This is a genomic window from Falsiroseomonas sp. HC035 (genome assembly GCF_050563525.1).
GTDB lineage: Bacteria > Pseudomonadota > Alphaproteobacteria > Acetobacterales > Acetobacteraceae > Falsiroseomonas.
In genome coordinates, this window is sequence record NZ_JBNXUN010000072.1 from 1 (window position 1) to 902 (window position 902).

1 pseudogene is annotated in these 902 nt (G+C 66.0%); it reads right to left on the minus strand.

Features of this window, described 5'->3' with window-relative positions:
* Positions 1-815 (minus strand): annotated as a pseudogene (locus tag ACLF3G_RS29485) (transposase); the annotation flags it as partial.
* Positions 816-902 lie beyond the last annotated feature (87 nt).

Consider the following 902-nt stretch of genomic DNA (forward strand, 5'->3'; position numbering starts at 1 on the left):
GTAGGTGAAGTCGGTCTGCCACAGCTGGTTGGGCGCGGTGGTTTTGGTGTGGAACTCCTCGGCCGCCTTGACCACGATGAAAGCCGGGCTGGTGATCAGGTCGTGCGCCTTGAGCAGGCGATAGACCGAGGCTTCAGAGACGAAGTAGCGCTGCTGCTCGGTGAAGCGCACGGCGAGCTCGCGTGGCGACAATTCCGGCTTGGCCAGCGCCAGGTCGATGATCTTGTCGCGTGTCGGATCCGGGATGCGGTTCCACACGCGATCCGCCCGCGAAGGCCGGTCGGCCAGGGCTTCCGGGCCGCCGCCCTGGTAGCGGTCGTACCAGCGGTAGAACGTCGCCGGCGGCACGCCCAACTGGCGCAGCGTGCGCCGTGCCGGCAGGTGAGACTGCTCGACGAGGCGGATGATTTCGAGCTTCTCGTGAGCCGGGTACCTCATGTGCGGTCGTCCCCAGCCGCGATCATGCTTTTTTTCAGCAAGCGCAGCTCAAGCGCCTGTTCGGCGACGACCTCTTTCAGCGTGCGGGCCTCCTGGCGCAGTTCCTTGACCTCGTCGGTCGTGGCGGCGCGGGCTGTGTCACCGGCCAGGCGGCGTTTGCCGGCTTCCAGGAATTCCTTCGACCAGGCGTAGTACAGGCTCTCGGCGATGGCCTCGCGGCGGCACAGGGCGGCAATACTCTCCTCGCCGCGCAGGCCCTCGAGGACGATGCGGATCTTGTCCTCGGCCGAGTGGTGCTTGCGGGTGGCGCGGCGAATGTCGCGCACCACCTTCTCGGCCGGCGGCTTGGCAACGGGGGCGGAGGATTTCTGGCTCATCTTCACTCTCCTGGCAGTTACGATGAGCCAGAAATCCTCCGTTCCTCAACTCCGCTCATCTGTCCCAAGGGTGCTGACGCCGGACAG